At 58.5% G+C, this 19,946-nt stretch carries 16 protein-coding genes and 1 other annotated feature; of the genes, 14 read left to right on the top strand and 2 right to left on the bottom strand.

Annotated features, from left to right (window positions below):
• Positions 1 to 16: 16 nt before the first annotated feature.
• From BLR08_RS13805 to hemG, 7 genes are all read left to right on the top strand, one after another.
• The gene (locus BLR08_RS13805) at positions 17 to 721 is read left to right on the top strand and encodes a precorrin-2 dehydrogenase/sirohydrochlorin ferrochelatase family protein (protein WP_072330772.1); all 705 of its coding nucleotides are present in this window, start codon (positions 17 to 19) and stop codon (positions 719 to 721) included.
• Positions 722 to 739: 18 nt separating this feature from the next.
• Positions 740 to 1,687 (top strand): hydroxymethylbilane synthase, encoded by a 948-nt coding sequence (gene hemC / locus BLR08_RS13800; protein WP_072330774.1) that lies wholly within the window; start codon positions 740 to 742, stop codon positions 1,685 to 1,687.
• An 85-nt stretch (positions 1,688 to 1,772) separates the two neighbouring features.
• On the top strand, positions 1,773 to 3,305 hold the full coding sequence (cobA, locus tag BLR08_RS13795; protein ID WP_072330776.1) for a uroporphyrinogen-III C-methyltransferase: 1,533 nt from the start codon (positions 1,773 to 1,775) through the stop codon (positions 3,303 to 3,305).
• Positions 3,306 to 3,421: 116 nt separating this feature from the next.
• On the top strand, positions 3,422 to 4,414 hold the full coding sequence (gene hemB, locus BLR08_RS13790) for a porphobilinogen synthase (RefSeq protein ID WP_072330778.1): 993 nt from the start codon (positions 3,422 to 3,424) through the stop codon (positions 4,412 to 4,414).
• Positions 4,415 to 4,619: 205 nt separating this feature from the next.
• On the top strand, positions 4,620 to 5,696 hold the full coding sequence (gene hemE / locus BLR08_RS13785) for a uroporphyrinogen decarboxylase (protein ID WP_072330780.1): 1,077 nt from the start codon (positions 4,620 to 4,622) through the stop codon (positions 5,694 to 5,696).
• The gene (hemH, locus tag BLR08_RS13780) at positions 5,693 to 6,661 is read left to right on the top strand and encodes a ferrochelatase (RefSeq protein WP_256257631.1); all 969 of its coding nucleotides are present in this window, start codon (positions 5,693 to 5,695) and stop codon (positions 6,659 to 6,661) included. Before hemE ends, hemH begins: the two co-directional genes overlap by 4 nt.
• Before the next feature lie 5 nt (positions 6,662 to 6,666).
• On the top strand, positions 6,667 to 8,109 hold the full coding sequence (hemG, locus tag BLR08_RS13775) for a protoporphyrinogen oxidase (RefSeq protein ID WP_072330782.1): 1,443 nt from the start codon (positions 6,667 to 6,669) through the stop codon (positions 8,107 to 8,109).
• Positions 8,110 to 8,131: 22 nt separating this feature from the next.
• Here the strand turns inward: hemG and BLR08_RS13770 are convergent, their stop codons facing one another.
• Positions 8,132 to 8,386, bottom strand: coding sequence for a hypothetical protein (locus tag BLR08_RS13770; RefSeq protein WP_143014374.1), 255 nt, complete (start codon positions 8,384 to 8,386; stop codon positions 8,132 to 8,134).
• Between the two features lie 28 nt (positions 8,387 to 8,414).
• On the opposite strand from BLR08_RS13770, the gene hemL reads away from it, so the two are divergent.
• The gene (gene hemL, locus BLR08_RS13765; protein WP_072330787.1) at positions 8,415 to 9,716 is read left to right on the top strand and encodes a glutamate-1-semialdehyde 2,1-aminomutase; all 1,302 of its coding nucleotides are present in this window, start codon (positions 8,415 to 8,417) and stop codon (positions 9,714 to 9,716) included.
• Between the two features lie 105 nt (positions 9,717 to 9,821).
• Positions 9,822 to 10,919 carry a DUF3231 family protein gene (locus BLR08_RS13760; RefSeq protein ID WP_256257632.1) on the top strand — a complete coding sequence of 366 codons (1,098 nt, stop codon included), beginning with the start codon at positions 9,822 to 9,824 and terminating at the stop codon, positions 10,917 to 10,919.
• Positions 10,920 to 11,052: 133 nt separating this feature from the next.
• Here the strand turns inward: BLR08_RS13760 and BLR08_RS13755 are convergent, their stop codons facing one another.
• Positions 11,053 to 12,834: a phosphodiester glycosidase family protein gene (locus tag BLR08_RS13755; protein ID WP_083537113.1), complete on the bottom strand. Its 1,782-nt coding sequence runs from the start codon at positions 12,832 to 12,834 to the stop codon at positions 11,053 to 11,055.
• 197 nt (positions 12,835 to 13,031) lie between these two features.
• Here BLR08_RS13755 and BLR08_RS31125 point away from each other — a divergent pair, with 197 nt between their 5' ends.
• The 5 genes from BLR08_RS31125 to BLR08_RS13735 all read left to right on the top strand — a co-directional run bounded on the left by BLR08_RS31125 (position 13,032) and on the right by BLR08_RS13735 (position 19,940).
• Positions 13,032 to 13,196: a hypothetical protein gene (locus BLR08_RS31125; RefSeq protein WP_176835518.1), complete on the top strand. Its 165-nt coding sequence runs from the start codon at positions 13,032 to 13,034 to the stop codon at positions 13,194 to 13,196.
• Positions 13,193 to 14,083, top strand: coding sequence for an RluA family pseudouridine synthase (locus tag BLR08_RS13750; RefSeq protein WP_072330793.1), 891 nt, complete (start codon positions 13,193 to 13,195; stop codon positions 14,081 to 14,083). Before BLR08_RS31125 ends, BLR08_RS13750 begins: the two co-directional genes overlap by 4 nt.
• 75 nt (positions 14,084 to 14,158) lie before the next feature.
• Complete coding sequence (locus BLR08_RS13745) at positions 14,159 to 15,247, top strand: LysM peptidoglycan-binding domain-containing protein (RefSeq protein WP_256328363.1); 1,089 nt, start codon at positions 14,159 to 14,161, stop codon at positions 15,245 to 15,247.
• 193 nt (positions 15,248 to 15,440) lie between these two features.
• Positions 15,441 to 15,699, top strand: a binding site (T-box leader).
• A gap of 175 nt (positions 15,700 to 15,874) precedes the next feature.
• Positions 15,875 to 18,544: a valine--tRNA ligase gene (locus tag BLR08_RS13740; protein WP_072330797.1), complete on the top strand. Its 2,670-nt coding sequence runs from the start codon at positions 15,875 to 15,877 to the stop codon at positions 18,542 to 18,544.
• Positions 18,545 to 18,551: 7 nt separating this feature from the next.
• Positions 18,552 to 19,940 carry a bifunctional folylpolyglutamate synthase/dihydrofolate synthase gene (locus tag BLR08_RS13735; protein WP_072330799.1) on the top strand — a complete coding sequence of 463 codons (1,389 nt, stop codon included), beginning with the start codon at positions 18,552 to 18,554 and terminating at the stop codon, positions 19,938 to 19,940.
• The last annotated feature ends 6 nt before the right edge of the window (positions 19,941 to 19,946 follow it).

The following is a 19,946-nucleotide window of genomic DNA, read 5'->3' as shown; positions in this document are numbered from 1 at the left end:
GAAAGGTGGAGCGGCCATGACACGATGGTATCCGGTTATGCTGCAGCTGGAGGGAAAACGGTGCTGTGTCATCGGCGGCGGACGCGTGGCTCAGCGCAAGGTACAGGGCTTGCTGGACGCAGGCGCCGAGGTGACGGTCATCAGTCCGCGAACGACGGCGGCGCTGGGAACTTGGGCCGCCCAGGGTCTTCTGCGGCTGGTCCGGCGTCATTATGAGCAGGGGATGCAAGAGGTGCAAGAGGCGGCCCTGCTGTTTGCGGCTACGGATGATGAAGGCGTCAACGCTTCCGTTCGTGAGGAAGGGGCGGCTTTGGGGATTTGGGTCAATGCCGCGGATACAAGGGAGCACGGGGACTTGCTGCTGCCCGCCGTACTCCGACAAGGCGGACTCACGGTCGCGGTATCGACCTCGGGCGCCAGCCCGGGGCTGGCGCAGCTTGTCCGCGACGAGATCGGGGAATGGCTGGGCAGCGGGTATGAAACGTACCTGGACCTGCTGCTGGAGCTGAGGCTGACTGTCCAGCAGCTCGTAGCCGATACCGGGCAGCGTCAGACCTTGTTTCGTATGATGCTGGATTGGGATTTGCAGCGGCGTATGCGTGCCGAGGGCGGCCTACCGCAGCCGCTGCGGGAGGAGCTGCTGGATCGGGTGCGCCGGGACCCGAGTCCCGAAGGCATACGCCGCATCGGGATATGGCTTGCCGAGAACGACTATACATAAGCTGGGAGCGATCAAGACATGCGGACTATCGTTGTGGGAACGAGACAAAGCGCGCTGGCCTTAACTCAGACTGGCCAAGTGATCGAGCATTTGCGTAAGCTTTGCGCCGAGCACGGGATCGAAGCGGAGTTCGAACTAAAGAAGATTGTGACAAAGGGAGACCGGATACTGGACGTTACGCTGTCCAAGGTTGGCGGCAAAGGGCTGTTCGTGAAGGAGATCGAGCAGGCGCTGCTGGATGGCGAGGTGGATCTTGCTGTCCACAGCATGAAGGATATGCCCTTCGAGCTGCCGGACGGCCTGGTCGTTGGCGCTGTGCCTGAGCGCGAGGACCCGCGGGACTGTCTGATCATGCGAAGCGGATACGGGATCGATGATCTGCCCAAAGGCGCCAAGGTGGGAACCAGCAGTTTGCGCCGTGCCAGTCAGCTGCAGCACTATCGTCCCGATCTCAAGATCGAGCCGGTGCGGGGGAATATCGATTCCAGGCTGCGCAAGCTGGAGACGGAAGGCTTCGATGCGATTCTTCTGGCGGGAGCCGGGCTGCACCGCATCGGCTGGCAGGATAGAATCTCCGCTTATTTGGAGCCTGAGCTTTGTCTGCCTGCGGTCGGACAAGGGGCGCTGTGCATCGAGTGCCGCGGGGATGACGAGTTCATCCTGAAGCTGCTCTCCTATTACCGTCATGAGCCGACGACGCTTGCGGTCGAGGCGGAGCGGGCCTTTCTCGGGAAGCTGAACGGCGGATGCCAGGTGCCGATCGGGGCTTATGCCAAGCTGACGGGGGAGCAGGGCGGCGATGGCCGTCCGCGTATCGAGCTGACGGGCATGGTCGGTTCGCCGGACGGCCAAACGATGCTGAAGGAAACGATGACCGGCTCGGACCCTGAGCTGCTTGGCCTCAGCGTTGCGGAGACGCTGATCGGCAGGGGAGCGGCAGAGCTGCTGGATGCTGCCCGGGAATAGGGCGCGAATGCCTGCAGCCCGGGCCGTATCCGCGGCGGCAGGATGGACGGGATGATATAGAGAAGCGATTGAGGGGAGAGCGTTTATGAGCAAGGCGACCGTTTATTTGGTAGGGGCGGGTCCAGGTGACCCTAAGCTCATTACGCTGCGCGGGCTGGAGGCTATCCGCAGGGCGGATGTGGTGGTCTATGACCGGCTGGCCAACCCGCGGCTGCTCCGGCATATGAAGCCGGGAGCGGAGAAAATATTCGTGGGGAAGCTGCCGGACAAGCATATGCTGAAGCAGGAAGAGATCAACCAGCTGCTGGTCGATCTGGCTCTCCAGGGAAAGACGGTTACCCGTCTCAAAGGAGGCGATCCCAGCGTATTCGGACGCGTGGGAGAGGAAGCCGAGCTGCTTGCCGACAACGGCATTCCCTTTGAGATCGTGCCCGGGATTACATCGGCCATCGCGGTGCCGGCCTATGCCGGCATCCCTGTGACACATCGCGACTTCACTTCATCCTTCTCAATCGTTACGGGGCATGAATATAAAAATAAAACCTATTCGAGCGTAAATTGGCCCAATGTGGCCGGGGCGTCGGGAACGCTAATATTCCTGATGGGCGTTGCCAATCTGGAGACGATTTGCGCCGAGCTGATGGCAGGCGGGAAATCGCTTGACACGCCGGTGGCGCTGATCCGCTGGGGGACCTGGATGGAGCAGGAGACGCTCACCGGCAACTTGAGCGATATCGCCGGCAAGGTCAAAGCGGCAGGCTTTCAATCTCCGGCTGTCACCATCGTTGGCGAGGTGGTGCGGCTGCGCGACAAGCTGGCCTGGTTCGAGAAAAAGCCGTTGTTCGGCAGGCGCATTCTGGTGACCCGCGCACGCAGTCAGGCCAGCGAGCTGGTCGATCAGATCGAGGAGCGCGGCGGGGAAGCCGTCGAGTTTCCGGTGATCCGCACCCAGCCGCCAAGCCGGCCGGAAGCCCGGGAGGCGCGCGATCAGGCTCTGGAGAATCTGGACACCTTCGACTGGATTGTGTTTACAAGCGTAAACGGCGTAGAAGCCTTCTTCGACCGGCTGAAGGAGCTTCGCCGGGATATTCGCTCCCTGGCAGGAGCTCGTCTGGTGGCCGTCGGCCCCAAGACGGCTGCGGCCCTTGAGCGCAAAGGGCTGCTCGTGGAGGCAATCCCGCCGGTCTTCCAGGGCGATGCGCTGCTCGAAACGCTGGCTCCCCGGCTGCAGAAGGGAGATCGCATTCTGCTGGCTACGGCGGACATCGCCCGTACGGTTCTTCCGGTGAAGCTCAGGGAGCTGGGGATGGACGTCGTCAAGATCGACATCTATGAGAATGTGCTGGAGACGGAGGGCGGCGATGAGGTGCTGGAGCTGCTTCGTCAGGGGATGATTCACATCGTGACGTTCACCAGCTCATCGACGGTAACGAACCTGCTGCAGGCGCTTGAGCGGTTGGGCGTCAGCGAACCGCTCGCGCTGCTGCAGGGCTGCCGGATTGCCTGTATCGGTCCGCTGACGGCGCAAACGGCCCAGAAGCTCGGCTTATCGGTCGATTATATCGCAGAGGAAGCGACGGTGGACGCTCTGGTCCGCAGCATACAGGAGTCGAGCTAGAGTTGTACCGTCATCCGCGGACAACAGCGATCGAAAAAGCTCATCACTCGTGCGCGGCCATTCCAGGTTAGAATTTCAGTTCAATATTATACAGCAAGACAAGGAGGAGCATCATCATGGGTTTTCCTATCGTCCGAAACCGGCGGCTGCGTTCCACGGCCGCTATGCGCAATCTGGTCCGCGAGCATTCCGTCTCGGTGAACGATCTGATCTATCCGATATTCGTTACCGTGGGTGAGAATGTAAAGGACGAGATCGCTTCGATGCCAGGCGTCTATCATCTGTCGCTCGACCGGCTGGAAGAGGAGATTCGCGAGGTAGTGTCGCTCGGCATCCAGGCGGTGCTTCTGTTCGGAGTTCCTCATGACAAGGATGCTCACGGCAGCTCGGCTTATGATCCCAACGGCATCGTCCAGCAGGCGACAAGATTGATCAAGCAGTGGGCTCCGGAGCTGCTGGTCGTGGCCGATACATGTCTGTGCCAGTTCACCGATCACGGTCATTGCGGCGTTGTGCATGCGGATCAGGCTAAGGGCCGTGCTGACATTCAGAACGATCCTTCCCTGGAGCTGCTGGCCAAAGCGGCCGTATCCCAGGCGGAGGCCGGCGCGGATATTATTGCGCCATCCAACATGATGGACGGCTTCGTTTATGCGATCCGTCAAGGGCTTGATGCGGCGGGCTTCGAGCATGTGCCGATCATGTCGTATTCGGTCAAATACGCCTCCTCGTTCTACGGTCCGTTCCGCGATGCCGCCCATTCGACGCCGCAGTTCGGCGACCGCAAGACGTACCAGATGGACCCGGCTAACGCGAGGGAGGCGCTTCGGGAAGCGGAGAGCGACATCGCAGAAGGAGCCGACTTCCTGATGGTAAAGCCTGCGCTTGCTTATATGGACGTGCTGCGCATGCTCCGCGACCGCTATAACCTGCCGCTGGTCGCTTATAACGTCAGCGCCGAGTATTCGATGGTGAAGGCTGCGGCTGCCCAAGGCTGGATCGACGAGAAGGCGGTTGTGCTCGAGACGATGACCGGCTTTAAGCGTGCAGGCGCAGACCTGATTATTACGTATTTTGCCAAAGATATCGTAAGATGGCTTCAAGCCTAGCCATTAAGCGAGCGGCCAACACAAAGAACGTCCTGCTTTCCTAATCCGGAGGCAGGACGTTTTCACATATCGGCAGAGCGGCGCATCAAGGGGACACTGTCAAACATTTGTCGGAAAACCCGGCTGCCATGCGTTGTTAGCTGCATCCAAATAGGGCATAATGGTAGGTAGAAGTTTGGAAGTTTGCGGAAAAGAGGATGCTTCGATGAATTATAACGATTTGTTTATTCGCGCTTGCAAAAGCGAGCCGGTCGACCAGCTGCCAGTCTGGTACATGCGCCAGGCGGGAAGATATGACCCGGATTACCGGAAGATCAAAGAAAAATACAGCCTGCTGGAAATTTGCAAGCAGCCGGAGCTTGCGGCCGAGGTTACCCTAATGCCTGTGAAAAAGCTTGGGGTCGATGCGGCCATTCTGTATTCCGACATCATGAACCCGGTAGCCTCGCTAGGCATTGATTTCGATATCGTGAAAAACGTCGGACCGGTTATCGATAATCCGATCCGCTCGGCAGCTGATGTGGAACGGCTGCGCCCGATTCAGGTGGAGGCCGACCTGCCTCACATCCTGCGTACGATTGAGCTGCTCGCGGCCGAGCTGAAGGTGCCGCTCATTACGTTTGCAGGGGCTCCGTTCACGATCGCCAGCTACCTGATCGAAGGCAGACCTTCGAAGAGCTATATCCGCACCAAGTCGCTGATGTACGGCGAACCGCAGGTATGGTTCCAGCTCATGGACAAGCTCGGGGACATGGTCGTTACGTATCTGAAGGCTCATGTCGCCTCGGGGGCTAAAGCCTTCCAGGTGTTCGACAGCTGGGTAGGCGCGCTTTCTCCCGCGGACTTCCGGGTATACGTGCTGCCGACGATGCGCCGCATCTTCAGTGAGCTGAGTCATCTGGACGTGCCGAAGATTTATTTCCCCGGCGTAAGCTCAGGCGAACTGCTGCCTGATCTGCAGGGCTTGCATGCCGACGTGATCGGTCTGGACTGGCGGGTCTCCATCTCGGAAGGCAGAAGGCGTCTGGGGGGCCGGTATGCGGTTCAGGGCAACCTCGATCCCTACGTGCTCACCGCGCCGATGCCCGTGATCCGGGAGCAGGCCAAAGCGATTATCGACGAGGGCGTGCGGCAGCCGGGCTATGTGTTCAATCTGGGCCACGGCCTGTTCCCTGAGGCATCCCTTGAGAAGCTGAAGGAGCTGACGGACTTCGTCCACGACTACTCCCGGCAAGCGCTGAAGGAGCGGGCGACTATTAAGCAGGGGAGCGGCGCTTCATGATGAGCCATCACACTACTAACCAGACGGGCCCACGGAAAATCGGCGTGCTGGTCATGTCCTACGGAACTCCCGAGAGCATCGAGCAGGTGGAGGCTTATTATACGCATATCCGCCGCGGCAATCCCCCGTCGCCCGAGCAGCTAAAGGATCTGACGGACCGCTATGAAGCGATCGTCGGGGGCGTATTTCCGCTCCGCGAAAATACGGACAACCAGGTAAAGGCGCTGGAGAACAGATTGAACGAAAAATATCCGGACGCGACCTTCGTTTGCTATCAAGGGCTCAAGCATGCTGCCCCGTTCATTGAAGACGGTGTGGAGCGCATGGCGGCGGACGGGATAACGGAAGCGGTCGGGGTCGTACTGGCCCCGCATTATTCCGTGATGAGCGTCGGCGGATATATGAAAAGAGCGCAGGAAAAGGCCGATGAGCTGGGCCTGAAGATGAGCTTCGTGCGCAGCTATCACCTTCACCCCAAGCTGATCGAAGCGCTCGCGGTCCGCGTCGAGGAGGCGATGCATCGCTTCGGGGATGCGCCGAAGGACGAGGTGCTGGTCCTGTTCACAGCCCACAGCCTGCCGGAGAAAATTATCGAGATGCGCGACCCGTATCCCGAGCAGTTGCTGGAAACATCGCGCGCTGTCGCCGCGCAGGCGGGCATTACCCGCTGGCAGTTCGCCTGGCAGAGTGCGGGGCAAACCGGCGTCCCCTGGCTCGGACCCGACCTGCTGGACGTGCTGAAGACGGTTAAGGTGGAGCGGCAGGCCAGCCATGTGCTCGTATGCCCCGTAGGCTTCGTATCGGATCATCTGGAAGTGCTGTACGATCTGGATATCGAAGCGCAAGCTGAGGCCAAGGAGCTGGGCCTTCACCTCGAACGGACGCGCTCGCTTAACACGGACCCGCTCTATATGGAAACCTTGAGCGATGTGGTGCATGCGCAGGCGTTCGCCGAAGGGAAATGACCGCTATGGACATATCGCCCAGGCGCACAGCTATCATCGGAGGCGGCATCACCGGGCTTAGCGCGGCTTATTATTTGAAGAAGCAGATGGAAGAGGATGGAATTCCCTATCGGATTACGGTTTATGAGAAAAGCGAAACGTTCGGCGGCAAAATTAAGACGCTTCACCGGGACGGCTTCGTCATCGAGCAGGGGCCGGACTCGTTCCTGGCCCGTAAGCCTGCATTAGTTGAGCTGGCGCGCGAGCTTGGTCTCGAAGAGCATCTGACCGGCACGAATCCGAACGCGAAGAAGACGTATATTCTCTCGGGCGGCAAGCTTCACCGCATGCCTCCCGGCCTGATGCTGGGCATTCCGACACGGCTCGGACCGTTCATGCGGACCGGGCTGCTCTCGCCGAAGGCCAAGGCCAGAGCGGCGCTGGATCTGTTTCTGCCGAAGCGGCAATCGACGGAGGATGAATCGCTCGGCGAGTTTCTGGAGAGGAGGCTGGGCCGCGAAGTGCTTTCGCAGATCGCTGAGCCGCTGCTTGCCGGCATCTATGCCGGAGACACGTACTCGCTGAGCGTGAAGGGGACGTTCCCTCAATTCCACAGCATCGAGCAGAAGCACCGCAGCCTGATCCTCGGCATGATGAAAAACCGCAAGGAAGGCGGCCAGGAAAGCCGGACGCTGCCCGAGGTTGCTCAAAATACGACCTTCCTGACGTTCAAGGATGGCCTGGAGACGATCATTCATGGACTGATCGACGCGTTGGACAATGTGCGCTTCGTGAAGGGCTGCGGGATAACCTCCGTAACGTCCACTGACGGAGGATACCGTCTCGTGCGGGAGGATGGCGGAACGGACGAAGCCGACGGCGTGATCGTGACGCTGCCGGCCTATGCGATGGCAGGCCTGCTGGAGGAATCGGCGCCGGCTGCCGCGGCGGAGCTTAAGGCGATCGAGCATGTATCCGTAGCGAATATCGTCATGGCCTTCGACGAGAGCGACCTGAAGGCGAAGCTCGACGGCTCGGGCTTCGTCATCCCGCGCGGGGAAGGACGATTTATTACGGCTTGTACCTGGACCTCCGTCAAATGGCTGCATACGGCGCCAAGCGGCAAGGTGCTGCTTCGCTTCTACGTCGGCCGGTCAGGCGACGACCGCTGGCTGCATATGACGGAGGATGAAGTGATCCGCGCTGTGCGCAAGGATTTGAAAGAGATCATGGGCGTTACGGCGGAGTCGCTGTTTACCGAGATGACTCCGCTGCTGCGCTCCATGCCCCAGTACCCGGTCGGTCATCTCGAGCGAGTGCGGCGCGTCCGCGAAGCGGTTGCCGCCGCTTTGCCCGGCGTGCGGGTAACCGGCGCTGCCTTTTACGGCGTAGGGCTGCCCGACTGCGTGCGCCAAGGGAAGGAATCGGCGCTGGACCTGGCGAAGCAGCTTAAGACGGGCGCCCGGTAGGGTGGGCAGACCGTTTGACGGGTTAATCGGCCAGATTGCCGAGATGAAGAGTCATGGCGTTATCCTGGAAGCTCAGGATGCGCTTCTCCTGCAAATCCCGGATGACCTGCAAAAGCACAGGCTTCTGAACGCTGGCGAGCTGGGAGATTTCATCATAGTCCAGCATCGTGCGGAATGTGATCAGATTGCCGTGACGCAAGCCGTTTTTGTTGGCGAGCTTAATTAAGCTTATAGGCCCGGCTTCTCTCAATATATAGCGGTTTATTAGCAGATTCAAGTACAATTACAGGAAAGGTGTGGGAGGAATGAACGAACGCCGCGAACGATCGGAAACACGGTCGGCAGCAGCTTTTCAGGAAGCGAAGCAGTACATTCCGGGAGGCGTCAACAGCCCTGTACGCGCCTTCAAATCAGTCGGCCTGACCCCTTTGTTCATGAACAAGGGGGTAGGATCGCGCGTCTACGATATCGATGGCAACGAGTTCATCGACTATATCGGGAGCTGGGGGCCGCTCATACTCGGCCATGCACGCCCGGAGGTTATCGAGGCGATCAAGCAGGCAGCAGAGCTCGGGACGAGCTTTGGCGCGCCTACCGAGCTGGAGACGGAGATGGCCAAGCTCGTTATTGAGCGCGTGCCGTCGATGGAACTCGTCCGGATGGTCAGCTCAGGCACGGAAGCGACGATGAGCGCCCTGCGCCTCGCACGCGGTTATACGGGCCGGAACAAGATACTGAAGTTCGAAGGCTGCTACCATGGCCATGCGGATTCCCTCTTGATCAAAGCGGGTTCGGGCGTGGCGACGCTGGGTTTGCCGGACAGCCCTGGCGTGCCGGACAGCGTTGCCGTGAACACGATTACGGTGCCGTATAACGATCTGGAAGCGGTGCGGGTGGCATTCGAGAAGTTCGGCGAAGAGATCGCTGCCGTTATCGTAGAGCCTGTCGCCGGCAATATGGGAGTCGTTCCGCCACAGCCTGGATTTCTGCAGGGCTTGCGCGACATTACGAGCGCGGCCGGCACGCTGCTTATCTTTGACGAAGTCATGACCGGCTTCCGCGTCGGCTTGAACTGTGCGCAGGGCAGGTTCGGCATCACCCCGGATCTGACATGCCTTGGCAAGGTCATCGGCGGCGGGCTGCCTGTCGGAGCCTATGGAGGCAAGCGGGAGATCATGGAGCGCATCGCTCCGGCGGGGCCGATCTATCAGGCGGGCACCTTGTCCGGCAATCCGCTGGCGATGGCGGCCGGTTATACGACGCTCAAGCTGCTCGGCGAGCCGGGCGTATATGAACAGCTGGAGGAGCGCGGCGCCCGTCTGGAGGATGGCTTGCGGGCCAATGCGGCCGAGCTGGGCATTCCGCTGACGATCAACCGCATCGGCTCTATGGTATGCCCGTTCTACACGGAGCAGCCGGTGACCAACTACGAATCGGCCAAAACCTCCGACCTGCAGCGCTTTAATCAAGTGTTTGCCGGTCTGCTGGATAGAGGGATCAGCATCCCGCCGTCCCAGTTCGAAGGTTTCTTTATATCGACCGCTCATAGCAAGGAAGATATTGAAGCAACGATCGCGGCTCATCGGGAGGCGCTTCGCTCGCTGTAGGCTGATATAGGTTGAATGGATATAAAGTCTGGCAGAGACCCACGTCTGCCAGGCTTTTTTCTATGTACGCCAGCATGGGCGTCGTCTTTAGGGGGAAAGTCCTGAATGGGGCGAATTCTGCAAACAATATGCTTTTCGTGGATATTATTTCCCGCAATTGAAATAATAACGATAAAAAACGAAGGAGTGTTGTCTATGGAAGCAAACAGTACTCCCTTGACATCATCCGAATTAGGGAATCTGTGGTTGGATTATCAAGAGAAAACCATGCTTCTAAGATTTTTGGAGTATTTGCGTGAACATGCCGACGACGCAGACATTCAAAGCATTATCCATTCAGCTTACGAAGCCACGAAAAGTTTTATCCATGAAATTGCACAGATTTTTCAAGCTGACGGGGCTGTGGTTCCGATTGGCTTTACAGCCGAAGATGTGCATCCGGGCGTTCCAAAGCTTTTTGATTATCTGTACGAGCCTATGTTTCTGCACATGATCAGTAAGATAGAAGTCAATCTCTTCGCGCTTCATTTTACGATGTCTTACCGCAAAGACATTCGTCAGCTCTATGAGCGATTAGAAGCAAGCTCTCAAAGCATTTTTAACCGGTGCTCGCAGCTTCTGCTCGACAAAGGCGTCCTTGTGCGCCCGCCCTATATGTCCATGCCGAAGGAAGTCAGTTTTGTTAAAGATGACAGCTATTTGACAGGATTTAAATGGATAGGAGAGAAACGAGCGCTTAATGCCATTGAAATCTCGCTTATCCATCATGCTATTGAAACGAATCTGACGGGGATGCAGCTTATGATCGGCTTTGCACAAGTTGCCAATGATCGGGATGTGAAGAACTATTTCATCAAAGGGATGGAATTGTCCAAAGGCATAGAGACGACGCTGGGCGAGTTTCTGCGTCGCGACTATATCGAACCGCCGGCTACGCATGCTGGAAAAGCTACCAATTCAACGGTGGCCCCGTTTTCCGACAAGCTGATGATGTATCTTACCAATCTGCTGGGGGCCTTCGGTCTCGGCAGCAACGCGCTCGGCGGAGCGTTCAGTTTGCGCAGCGATTTGCCGCTTGCGATGGCTCACACGGCGCAGAAGATTTTGCCTTTTTTGAAAGAAGGCGCAGAGCTTATGATCAGGCACGGATGGTTGGAGGAGCCTCCCCAAGTGGAGGATCGCAGAAAGCTGACAAGATCGTAGGCGCAGAGATGATGCGGAAAATAATGTTCTTGCCTGACGCGGACAGGGAGTCTGCAAATGCGAGGCAAACTCAAAAGCCCGTCCGATGAGGGACGGGCTTCAAGCCGAACGGGCATTATGCTTATGTAGCTTGCTAAGGCGCTTTTACCGGTGAGTCTGCCGGAGCCGTCGTCCCTGGGGCCGGCGGAGTCGCCGTGCCTGAAGCCGGGTTGGCTGTGTCTCGCCTGACCGCGTCTGTTGGGGTATCCTTTGCCGGTTTGGCGGAAGAGCTTGTCTCGGCCGTTGACGTATTTCCTGACGGCACGGTTGCGGGCGGATTGGCCTGCGGCTTGTCCGTTCCCTTCGCCGGAGCTTCAACGGGCTGGCCGCCAGCCGAAGGGGGAGAGGAGCCTGCGGCTCCTGTCCCGTCCGGCGGGGCTGGGCTGCCTGCTCCCGTTTTATCCGGTTGCGTCTGCCCGTCTGTTCCTGATGGCGTCGGCGTACCGCCGGGGGCCGTCTTGGCGCCGCCTTCCTTGTCTGCGTCCGAAGCGGTGCCGCCTTTGGCTGAACCCGAGTCTGCGTTCCCGCCGCCGCTTGCTTTGTCCTTCTCTGTCGGAGCTGCCGGCGAACCGTTCTTACCGTTCGCGCCGGTTCCGGGCGAGGAAGGCGTTTTGCTGCCAGTGGCAGGCGCGCCTGTCTTGCCTGGATCGCTTGTGCCGCCGCTCGGAGCCTTCCCGTTCTCCTGCTTGCCGCTCCCCTGCTTCGTCTTATCCGTTTCAACGGGCGGCTTGCTTGTCGAAGCAGGCGGAGTTTGCTGCAGCTTCGCTTTCTTCTCGGCCTGCTCCCGTAAATAATCCGGATGGTCGTAGGAGCCGCCGGCATCGATCTTGTCGACGCCGTCCCAGATGCGGGGAGCCCGTACGGAAGCGGGATTGTCGTATACGAGGAAGGCCGAAGGCAGCCTGCGCTCCCCATAACGGCTGGACGGCTTCGTAACCAACTCTCCGTCCACGACCAGCTCGGAAGATGCGCCGCCGTCCAGATTGCCTGCGATCACGCAGCCTTCCTCCAGCAGCAGATCCTGCATCTCCTTGAGCGTAGCGCCGACGCTATGCGTCTGGCGTCCGTCGACGACGATGAAGATGACCGTGCCGTCGGCGCGCTGGCCGACCACGGTCCGGGGCGCGCGGCCCCAGCCGCCGTCGCCGCTGGTAATCAGCGGTTTGCCATTGGCGATGAGACGGGGGTAGAAGGAAACGGCCTCCGTAACACCCATATCTCTCAGCTCGAACGCATCGTATTTCCCGACGACAAGCCGGCCTTCCTTCGTAAATCCGACAATATGCTGCGGGATGGAGCCGTCTTGGTCAGTGAAAATAATTTCACCCTCGGAGACAATCATCCCGAGTGCGGCGAAACCGTTCCCGAGCCCTTCGGGATCATTGAAAGCTCCCCCGTTCAAGCCTGCGACCGCGCCGGTCCGGCTCACCATGGAGGTGATGCGCTCTCCTTCGCCGACTTTGCTTGGCGTCATGATCTTGATGGTCGTCGGGTCGTACACGTACATCTTCTTGCCCTTGTAGAACTGCGAGGAAATATCCTCGACCTTAATCAACTCATCGATAGACCGGTGCTTCTCCGTATTGGAACGCACCGAAACAAGCCCCAGATTATGCTTCTCCGCGGCCGCAAGCTCAATATCGTCCTGCAGCTTCTTCACCATCAGATCGCGCTGCTCGGCGCCGACGAAAATCCATGCCCAGCTGCGGTGCTGAGTGGTGATGACGGTCTCCGCCATCCATTGGCGCATCTTGCCGCCCGGTACCGTCAAATACAGAAAGCTGGATGTACAAAAAGTAAGCAGCGCGACGACAAACAACGTCTTCTTAATAATGCTCCACTGACGAATCGCTAGCAAACTGCCTTTCAAATGCATTCCTCTCCCAACAACAGGCCCACGTAGGCCTATTATGTCTATGAACCTTAGGTTATTCTATCATAAATCGACTGTTTTTAACAGAAACCGCTAGAGTAAGATGAAGGGTGCGCTGGCAATGTAATCGCTTTGAGAAAGGCGGCGGCTTTGGTACAATGACAGATATTACATAGATATGAACGAATGGGGCGAGACATGTGCTGCAGCGATACAGTTTGTTTGGAATCACGTTGGAGATGCTGCTAGTATTCGGGTTGTTTGCGCTCGGACTCATCTTGATTCTGGGCTATGCTTTCTATGAGCACAGCAGGAGGAAGCGGCTGGACAAGCAGGCTGCGGGCAGGGAGGCGAAGCCGTCGTGAGCTGGCTGAGGAAAGGCGAGTGGCTGGAATGGCGGCACCGCACGGATATAAGCAGCCGGGACGAGGCGAGGGAGGCGGCCGCTGCGCTGGTTGGCGACAAGTGGAGCCGGACCTTGCTGCACAGCGAGGGGTTGCTGTGGCAGGGCAGCCGGCTGCGGCTGAAGCTGTTCCCACTGGAGGAGAGTCAGTATGGAGCGGCGGAGGCCGGACAATCGGGGGAGCCGGAAGAAGCGGAGCTCCTGTACGAGGATGATTTCTGCCTGGTTGCAGGCAAGCCTGCCGGGATGAAAGTGCATCCGACCGAGCCGCTGGAAACCGGAGCATTGTCCCAAGCGGTTAGCCGGCGGCTGTATCTGGAAGGAAGACCCTGCCGTCCCCGTCATATCCACCGGCTGGACGAGGATACGACCGGACCGGTTTTATTTGCCAAATACGCCTGGGTGCAAAGCCGTCTGGACGTATGGATGAGCGAGAAGCGGATTGAACGGACTTATGTCGCTATCGTTCAAGGGCAAGTCGCGCGCGCGAAGGGCAGAATAGATGCCGCTATCGGCCGTGACAGGCATCATCCGACGCGAAGAAGAGTGTCGCCTTCGGGCGATCGTGCGGTGACGCGCTACGAGCGGCTGCAGGTGTGGAAGCATGCCACGCTCGTCCGGCTTACGCTGGAGACGGGGCGTACCCATCAAATTCGCGTGCATATGAGCCACCTCGGCCACCCTTTGCTCGGAGATGTTTTATACGGGGGACCGGCAGACCCGATCGCGCGTCAAGCGCTCCATGGAGAACGGCTTGTTTTCCCCCATCCGCTGACAGGCGAGACCATCGCCGTAGATGCGCCATGGCCCGAGGATTTGACGGCCTTGCAAGCGCGGCTTGAAAAATAGATGTCATGCTCCTTCCGCAAGAGCCATATAAATGGGATAGGACAATGGGGCTCTTAGGATCAAGAAAGGGAGGACATGACATTGACAACACCATCAAACGGATTACGGTTCGATATTTATGAGCGGGTGCACGTCAGCGATGAAGTGCTCGGTATCAAGCAGCTGGAGGGCGTCGAGCTGGTACCTCATATTCAAGTGCTTACTCAGGGGGAACAAGCTGTATTGCGCGGCAATCTGCTATTAAACGGCAGCTATGTGGATGAATTAGGCCGCGAATCGCAAAGGCTGGAGCATCTGATCCCCGTGGAAATTACGCTGCCGATGAACCGGGTAGCCCGCGTGGAGGAGATAGCGGTCGAAATCGAAAATTTCGACGTGGACCTGCTGTCTCCGAGAAGTCTGAATATTACCGGCGTGCTGTCGCTGAACGGGCTGGAGGTCAACGCCTCCCGGGATGAGCAGGAGCCCTCCTGGCGGGAGACCGAGGAAGAGGTTGTCTTCGTGCATGAAGCGGCCAATGCGCGGACCGAAGCGTTTGACGGAGACGCTCAAGTCAGGCAGCGTCAAGAGGATCAGGCGGCTTTTCAGGTGCCGGCGGCGGACACGGCGGAATCGTTCGGCAGCCGGCTGGAGGAGCCGCCGCCTCAGGAGGTTGCGGAGGAAAACGAGCCGGAGATGCCGGAGGATGCGGAGGCTGCACCCTTAGAAGAACCTGTGAACGACTGGCAGCCTCAAGCCGAGCAGGCTCCTGAAGCGGAGAAGAAGGAGCTGAAGGTAGGTTTCGGGGCCAAGAAGGCGCCGGCCGAGGAACCTCCCGCTGCCGCGGCTGACAATGCCGCGCCCAAGCCGGGGGCTTTCGGACTGGCATCGCTGATCAATTACAGCGCGTCCAAATCCGAGGCGCGCGCAGCCGAGGAAGCCGCGCAGGCGCAGGCCGCAGCTGAAGCGGCTTCCGCCCAGAGAATGGAGTGGGGCAATCTGCTGCTTTCGCGGCGCGGAGACCAGCAGGAATTCAAGAAAGTCCGGCTTGTCATCGTACAGAAGGAGGACACGCTGGAGACGATCGCCAAAAAATACGAGCTGAACCCGCGTGAGCTTGTGCTGTACAACCGGCTGGGGGACAACGAGCTGGCAGCCGGCCAAATCGTATATATTCCACGCTAAAGCTTCCACAGAAATCCGGATGGCCTGACAAAAGGCTTATCCGGATTTTTTTGCAAATCTCGGAGGGTATAAGCTCCCGATGAAATTCGGCAATCGCCTTCCGAAGCCTTTTTTTCGTGCCGAAAGGCCCGATGTCCCCGCCTCATATTGACTCTGACCCCGGGATTGTTTATCATAGTAGGCATAAGAAGCTGTAATAACGTGGAAAGGGAGTAGTAAGCAGCGAATCCTTCAGAGAGCGGAGCCGGCTACATGCTGAGAGGTTCTGCAGGACGTACCTGTTGAAGTCGCCCCGGAGTTGCCGGATTGAAGCGGAATGCTTAGATTCGGCCGGTCACAGCCGTTATCTGTCTAAGAGCCGTATGCATACAGGCGGCCGGGAACGTTCCGGTTAGTCGTCAGGCATGCGGAATAAAGGTGGTACCACGGAAGCGTAAGCCTTCGTCCTTTGCGGCGACAGGCTTTTTTCATTGTTTAAGGGACTTAAACGTCTGTTGAGCAAGAGGCCGGAGAGCCGACGGGGAGTGGAAACGGCGAGTGGAAGCCCCGATCGGCCGCGGGCCGCGCGTTGTTCACCGGATTTTTAAAAGTAGCGTTGTTATTACACTTACCGAGGAGTGAATGAGGATGGAAGAGATGAAACAAGGAGCGCCGGAGACGACGATGCCCACCACCTATGATCCGAAGGAAAGCGAGAAGAAATGGTATGACTTCTGGCTGGAGGGTCAATACTTTCAAGCAGGCAAGCGTCCGGACGCCGAGCCCTACACGATCGTCATCCCTCCGCCGAACGTGACGGGCATGCTGCACATCGGGCATGCGCTCGACAACACGCTGCAGGATATTATGACGCGCTTCAAGCGGATGCAGGGCTACGATGCGCTGTGGCTGCCGGGCACCGACCATGCGGGCATTGCGACGCAAACCCGCGTGGAGCAGAAGCTGCGGGAAGAAGGGCTCACCCGCTACGATCTCGGGCGGGAGAAGTTTCTGGAGAAGGTGTGGGAGTGGAAGGACCACTACGCAGGCACGATCCGCGGGCAATGGGCGAAGATGGGCTTGTCGCTGGATTATTCCCGCGAGCGGTTCACGCTTGATGAAGGGCTCTCCAAAGCCGTTCGGGAAGTATTCGTGCGGCTGTACGAGAAAGGGCTCATTTACCGGGGCAAACGGATTATTAACTGGGATCCTGCCGCACGGACGGCGCTCTCCGACATTGAAGTCGAATACAAGGAAGTGCAGGGCGCTCTCTACCATCTTAGGTACCCGGTAAAGGACAGCGGCGAGTTTATCGTTGTTGCGACGACCCGCCCCGAGACGATGCTGGGCGATACGGCGGTAGCCGTCCATCCGGAGGATGAGCGCTACAAGCATCTGATCGGCAAGACGCTGGTGCTGCCTATTATCGGCCGCGAGATTCCGATCGTCGGGGATGAATACGTGGACAAGGAGTTCGGCAGCGGCGCGGTGAAAATTACGCCGGCTCACGATCCGAACGACTTCGAGGTAGGGAGCCGCCATGATCTGCCGCAGGTGCTGGTGATGGACGAATCCGGCAAGATGAATGAAAATGCCGGCAAGTACAACGGACTCGACCGGTTCGAATGCCGCAAGCAGATCGTCGCCGACATGAAGGAGCAGGGCGTGCTGCTGAAGATCGAGGAGCATGTGCATCAGGTCGGCCACAGCGAGCGCAGCGGCGCCGTCGTGGAGCCTTATTTGTCCACACAATGGTTCGTCGCCATGAAGCCGCTGGCCGAGCGGGCTGTCAATTTGCAGAAGTCCGGAGACGGTGTGAAATTTGTGCCCGACCGCTTCGAGAAAACCTATTTGCACTGGATGGAGAATATCCGTGACTGGTGTATTTCCCGCCAGCTGTGGTGGGGCCATCGGATACCGGCTTGGTACTGCGAGGATTGCGGCGAATTGACCGTATCCATGGAGGATGCGAAGGGCTGCGGGCATTGCGGAGGCTCTCGCCTGCAGCAGGACAACGACGTGCTCGACACGTGGTTCAGCTCCGCTCTGTGGCCTTTCTCCACCATGGGGTGGCCGGAAGAGACTGACGACCTGAAGCGCTACTTCCCGAACAGCCTGCTGGTAACGGGCTATGACATTATTCCGTTCTGGGTGTCGCGGATGATTTTCAGCTCGCTGGAATTTACGGATCGTATGCCATTCGACGATCTGCTCATTCACGGTCTGGTGCGCGATGCGGACGGGCGCAAGATGTCGAAGTCGCTGGGCAACGGCGTCGATCCGTTCGAGGTTATCGAGAAATATGGAGCCGACGCGATGCGCTTTATGCTGTCGACCGGCTCTACGCCGGGCCAGGATCTCCGTTTCCGCTGGGAAAAGGTGGAGCAGGCGCGCAACTTTGCCAATAAGATCTGGAATGCGTCGCGCTTCGCGCTGATGAATCTGAACGGATTCCGCTATGAGGATATCGACCTGTCGGGAGAGCTCGGAACGGCGGACCGCTGGATTCTGCACCGGCTGAACGAGACGGTCCGCGACGTGACGCGACTGATGGACGCGTACGAGTTCGGAGAGACGGGACGATTGCTGTACAACTTCATCTGGGACGATCTGTGCGACTGGTATATCGAGTTCAGCAAGCTATCGCTTTATGGAACCGACGATGCCGCCAAGCGGAAAACCCAATCGGTGCTGGCTTATGTGCTGGACCGTACGCAGCGGCTGCTCCATCCGTTTATGCCGTTTATCAGCGAGGAAATCTGGCAGCATCTGCCGCATGAGGGCGAGACGATTATGCTGGCGCCTTGGCCGGTGTACGAAGCGGCTTTCGAAGCGCCGGGAGCTGTCCGCGAGATGGAGCTGCTGATGGAAATTATCCGCACGGTCCGCAACATCCGCGCGGAGGTCAGTGTGCCGATGAGCAAAAAAGTTGAGCTGCTGGTGAAGCCGACCGACAGCGAAGCGCTCGATATTTTGCAGCGCAACGAAGAGTATTTGCGCCGCTTCAGCAATACGTCCAGCCTGGCGATCGACGCCGCGTTGCCCGCGCCGGACAAGGCGATGTCAGGCATCGTGACCGGGGCCGAGCTGTTCCTGCCGCTGGCGGGACTTATCGACATTGCCCAGGAAATAGCGCGTCTGGAGAAGGAACTGAAGACGCTGCACGGCGAAGTCGAGCGGATCGAGAAAAAGCTGTCGAACGAAGGCTTCGTTGCTAAAGCTCCGGCGAAGGTCATCGAAGAGGAAAAAGCGAAGCTGGCGGATTATGCCGACAAGCGCGATAAAGTGACGGCGCGCATCGCCGAGCTGAAGGGGTGAGCGGGCGATGACAAACGAACAGGCTGAAAGCGCCGCGGCGGCGGGCTTGCCGTTCCAGAACGCCAAGGAGGCGGTAGACTGGATCGTGCGGTTTATCCCGCTGGCCGGCATCAAGCTGGGGCTGGAGCGGATGGAGCGGGTGATGGAGCTGCTGGACAATCCGCACCGCCGGCTGAAGTTTATCCATGTCGCCGGAACGAATGGCAAAGGCTCCGTCTGCGCTTACTTGACATCAGCGATCCGCTCGGCGGGCTACGATGTGGGGACGTTCACGTCCCCCTTCATCGAAACTTATAACGAGCGAATCCGGCTGAACGGGCAGAACATCAGCGATGAGGATCTTCTGCGGACAATCAACAAAATCAAGCCGCTGATCGATGAAGTAACGCCGGAATACGGGCAGCCGTCGATGTTCGAGATATCGACCGTCGTGGCTATCGAATATTTCGCCCGGACCGCGTATCCCGACTTTGTCGTCTGGGAGACGGGAATGGGAGGCCGGCTCGATTCGACCAATATCGTAACGCCGCTCGTATCGGTCATTACGAACATCGGTCACGACCATATGGATTTTCTGGGCGACTCGCTCGCAGCGATCGCAGGGGAAAAAGCCGGAATCATCAAGGCGGGAGTGCCGCTAATCAGCGCGGTGGAGCAGCCGGAGGCGCTCAGCGTTATCGAGGCCAAGGCAGCCGAGAAGAAAAGCAAGCTTTACCTGCTGGGCCGCGACTTCAAGACCGAGCTGATCTCGCGGAAGGAAAATGAACAGCTGTTCCGCTTTGAAGGACTGTTCCGCCATCTGCCTGATATGGCGATCACGCTGAACGGCGCGCATCAGGTCAACAATGCGGCGGTCGCGCTGATGACGCTGGAGGTGCTCCGGCAATATTATGCGCTGATCGTGGACGATGAGGACTTGTACCGGGCAATGCGGGAGACGGCTTGGCCGGGACGGCTGGAGCAAATTTCCGATTCGCCGCGCATCCTCATCGACGGAGCGCATAATCCCGAAGGAGCGGAGACGCTGGCGGCGTCTTTGACGGATACTTACAAGTACGGCAAGCTGCATTTTATGATGGGAATGCTGTCAAACAAGAATCATTCCGGTTATTTCCGGCATATACTGCCAATAGTGGATACGCTTATTGTGACCGAACCGAATTGGCATAAGAAGGCGTCTGCGGCTGAGCTTGCGGAGTTGGCCAAGCGAATGCTGGTCGAGCTCGGCCGGCAAGACGTGGAGATCGTGGTCGAGCCGGACTGGAAGCAAGCGCTGGACCACCTTAAGCGCATGTCGGGGCAGGATGATCTTGCCGTCGTATCCGGCACGTTATATTTGATAGGGGATGTACGTTCCTGGATCAAGCATCAATCCGATTCTGACAAAGGCTGGTGACACGGG

The organism is Paenibacillus sp. cl123, assembly GCF_900101595.1.
Classification (GTDB): domain Bacteria; phylum Bacillota; class Bacilli; order Paenibacillales; family NBRC-103111; genus Paenibacillus_G.
This window is presented reverse-complemented; position numbering and strand designations above follow the sequence as displayed.

Coding starts and splice junctions, on each gene's coding strand:
- BLR08_RS13805 (WP_072330772.1), top strand. CDS start 17: ATGACACGATGGTATCCGGTTATGCTGCAGCTGGAGGGAAAACGGTGC.
- hemC (WP_072330774.1), top strand. CDS start 740: ATGCGGACTATCGTTGTGGGAACGAGACAAAGCGCGCTGGCCTTAACT.
- cobA (WP_072330776.1), top strand. CDS start 1,773: ATGAGCAAGGCGACCGTTTATTTGGTAGGGGCGGGTCCAGGTGACCCT.
- hemB (WP_072330778.1), top strand. CDS start 3,422: ATGGGTTTTCCTATCGTCCGAAACCGGCGGCTGCGTTCCACGGCCGCT.
- hemE (WP_072330780.1), top strand. CDS start 4,620: ATGAATTATAACGATTTGTTTATTCGCGCTTGCAAAAGCGAGCCGGTC.
- hemH (WP_256257631.1), top strand. CDS start 5,693: ATGATGAGCCATCACACTACTAACCAGACGGGCCCACGGAAAATCGGC.
- hemG (WP_072330782.1), top strand. CDS start 6,667: ATGGACATATCGCCCAGGCGCACAGCTATCATCGGAGGCGGCATCACC.
- hemL (WP_072330787.1), top strand. CDS start 8,415: ATGAACGAACGCCGCGAACGATCGGAAACACGGTCGGCAGCAGCTTTT.
- BLR08_RS13760 (WP_256257632.1), top strand. CDS start 9,822: ATGGGGCGAATTCTGCAAACAATATGCTTTTCGTGGATATTATTTCCC.
- BLR08_RS13755 (WP_083537113.1), bottom strand. CDS start 12,834: ATGCATTTGAAAGGCAGTTTGCTAGCGATTCGTCAGTGGAGCATTATT.
- BLR08_RS13745 (WP_256328363.1), top strand. CDS start 14,159: ATGACATTGACAACACCATCAAACGGATTACGGTTCGATATTTATGAG.
- BLR08_RS13740 (WP_072330797.1), top strand. CDS start 15,875: ATGGAAGAGATGAAACAAGGAGCGCCGGAGACGACGATGCCCACCACC.
- BLR08_RS13735 (WP_072330799.1), top strand. CDS start 18,552: ATGACAAACGAACAGGCTGAAAGCGCCGCGGCGGCGGGCTTGCCGTTC.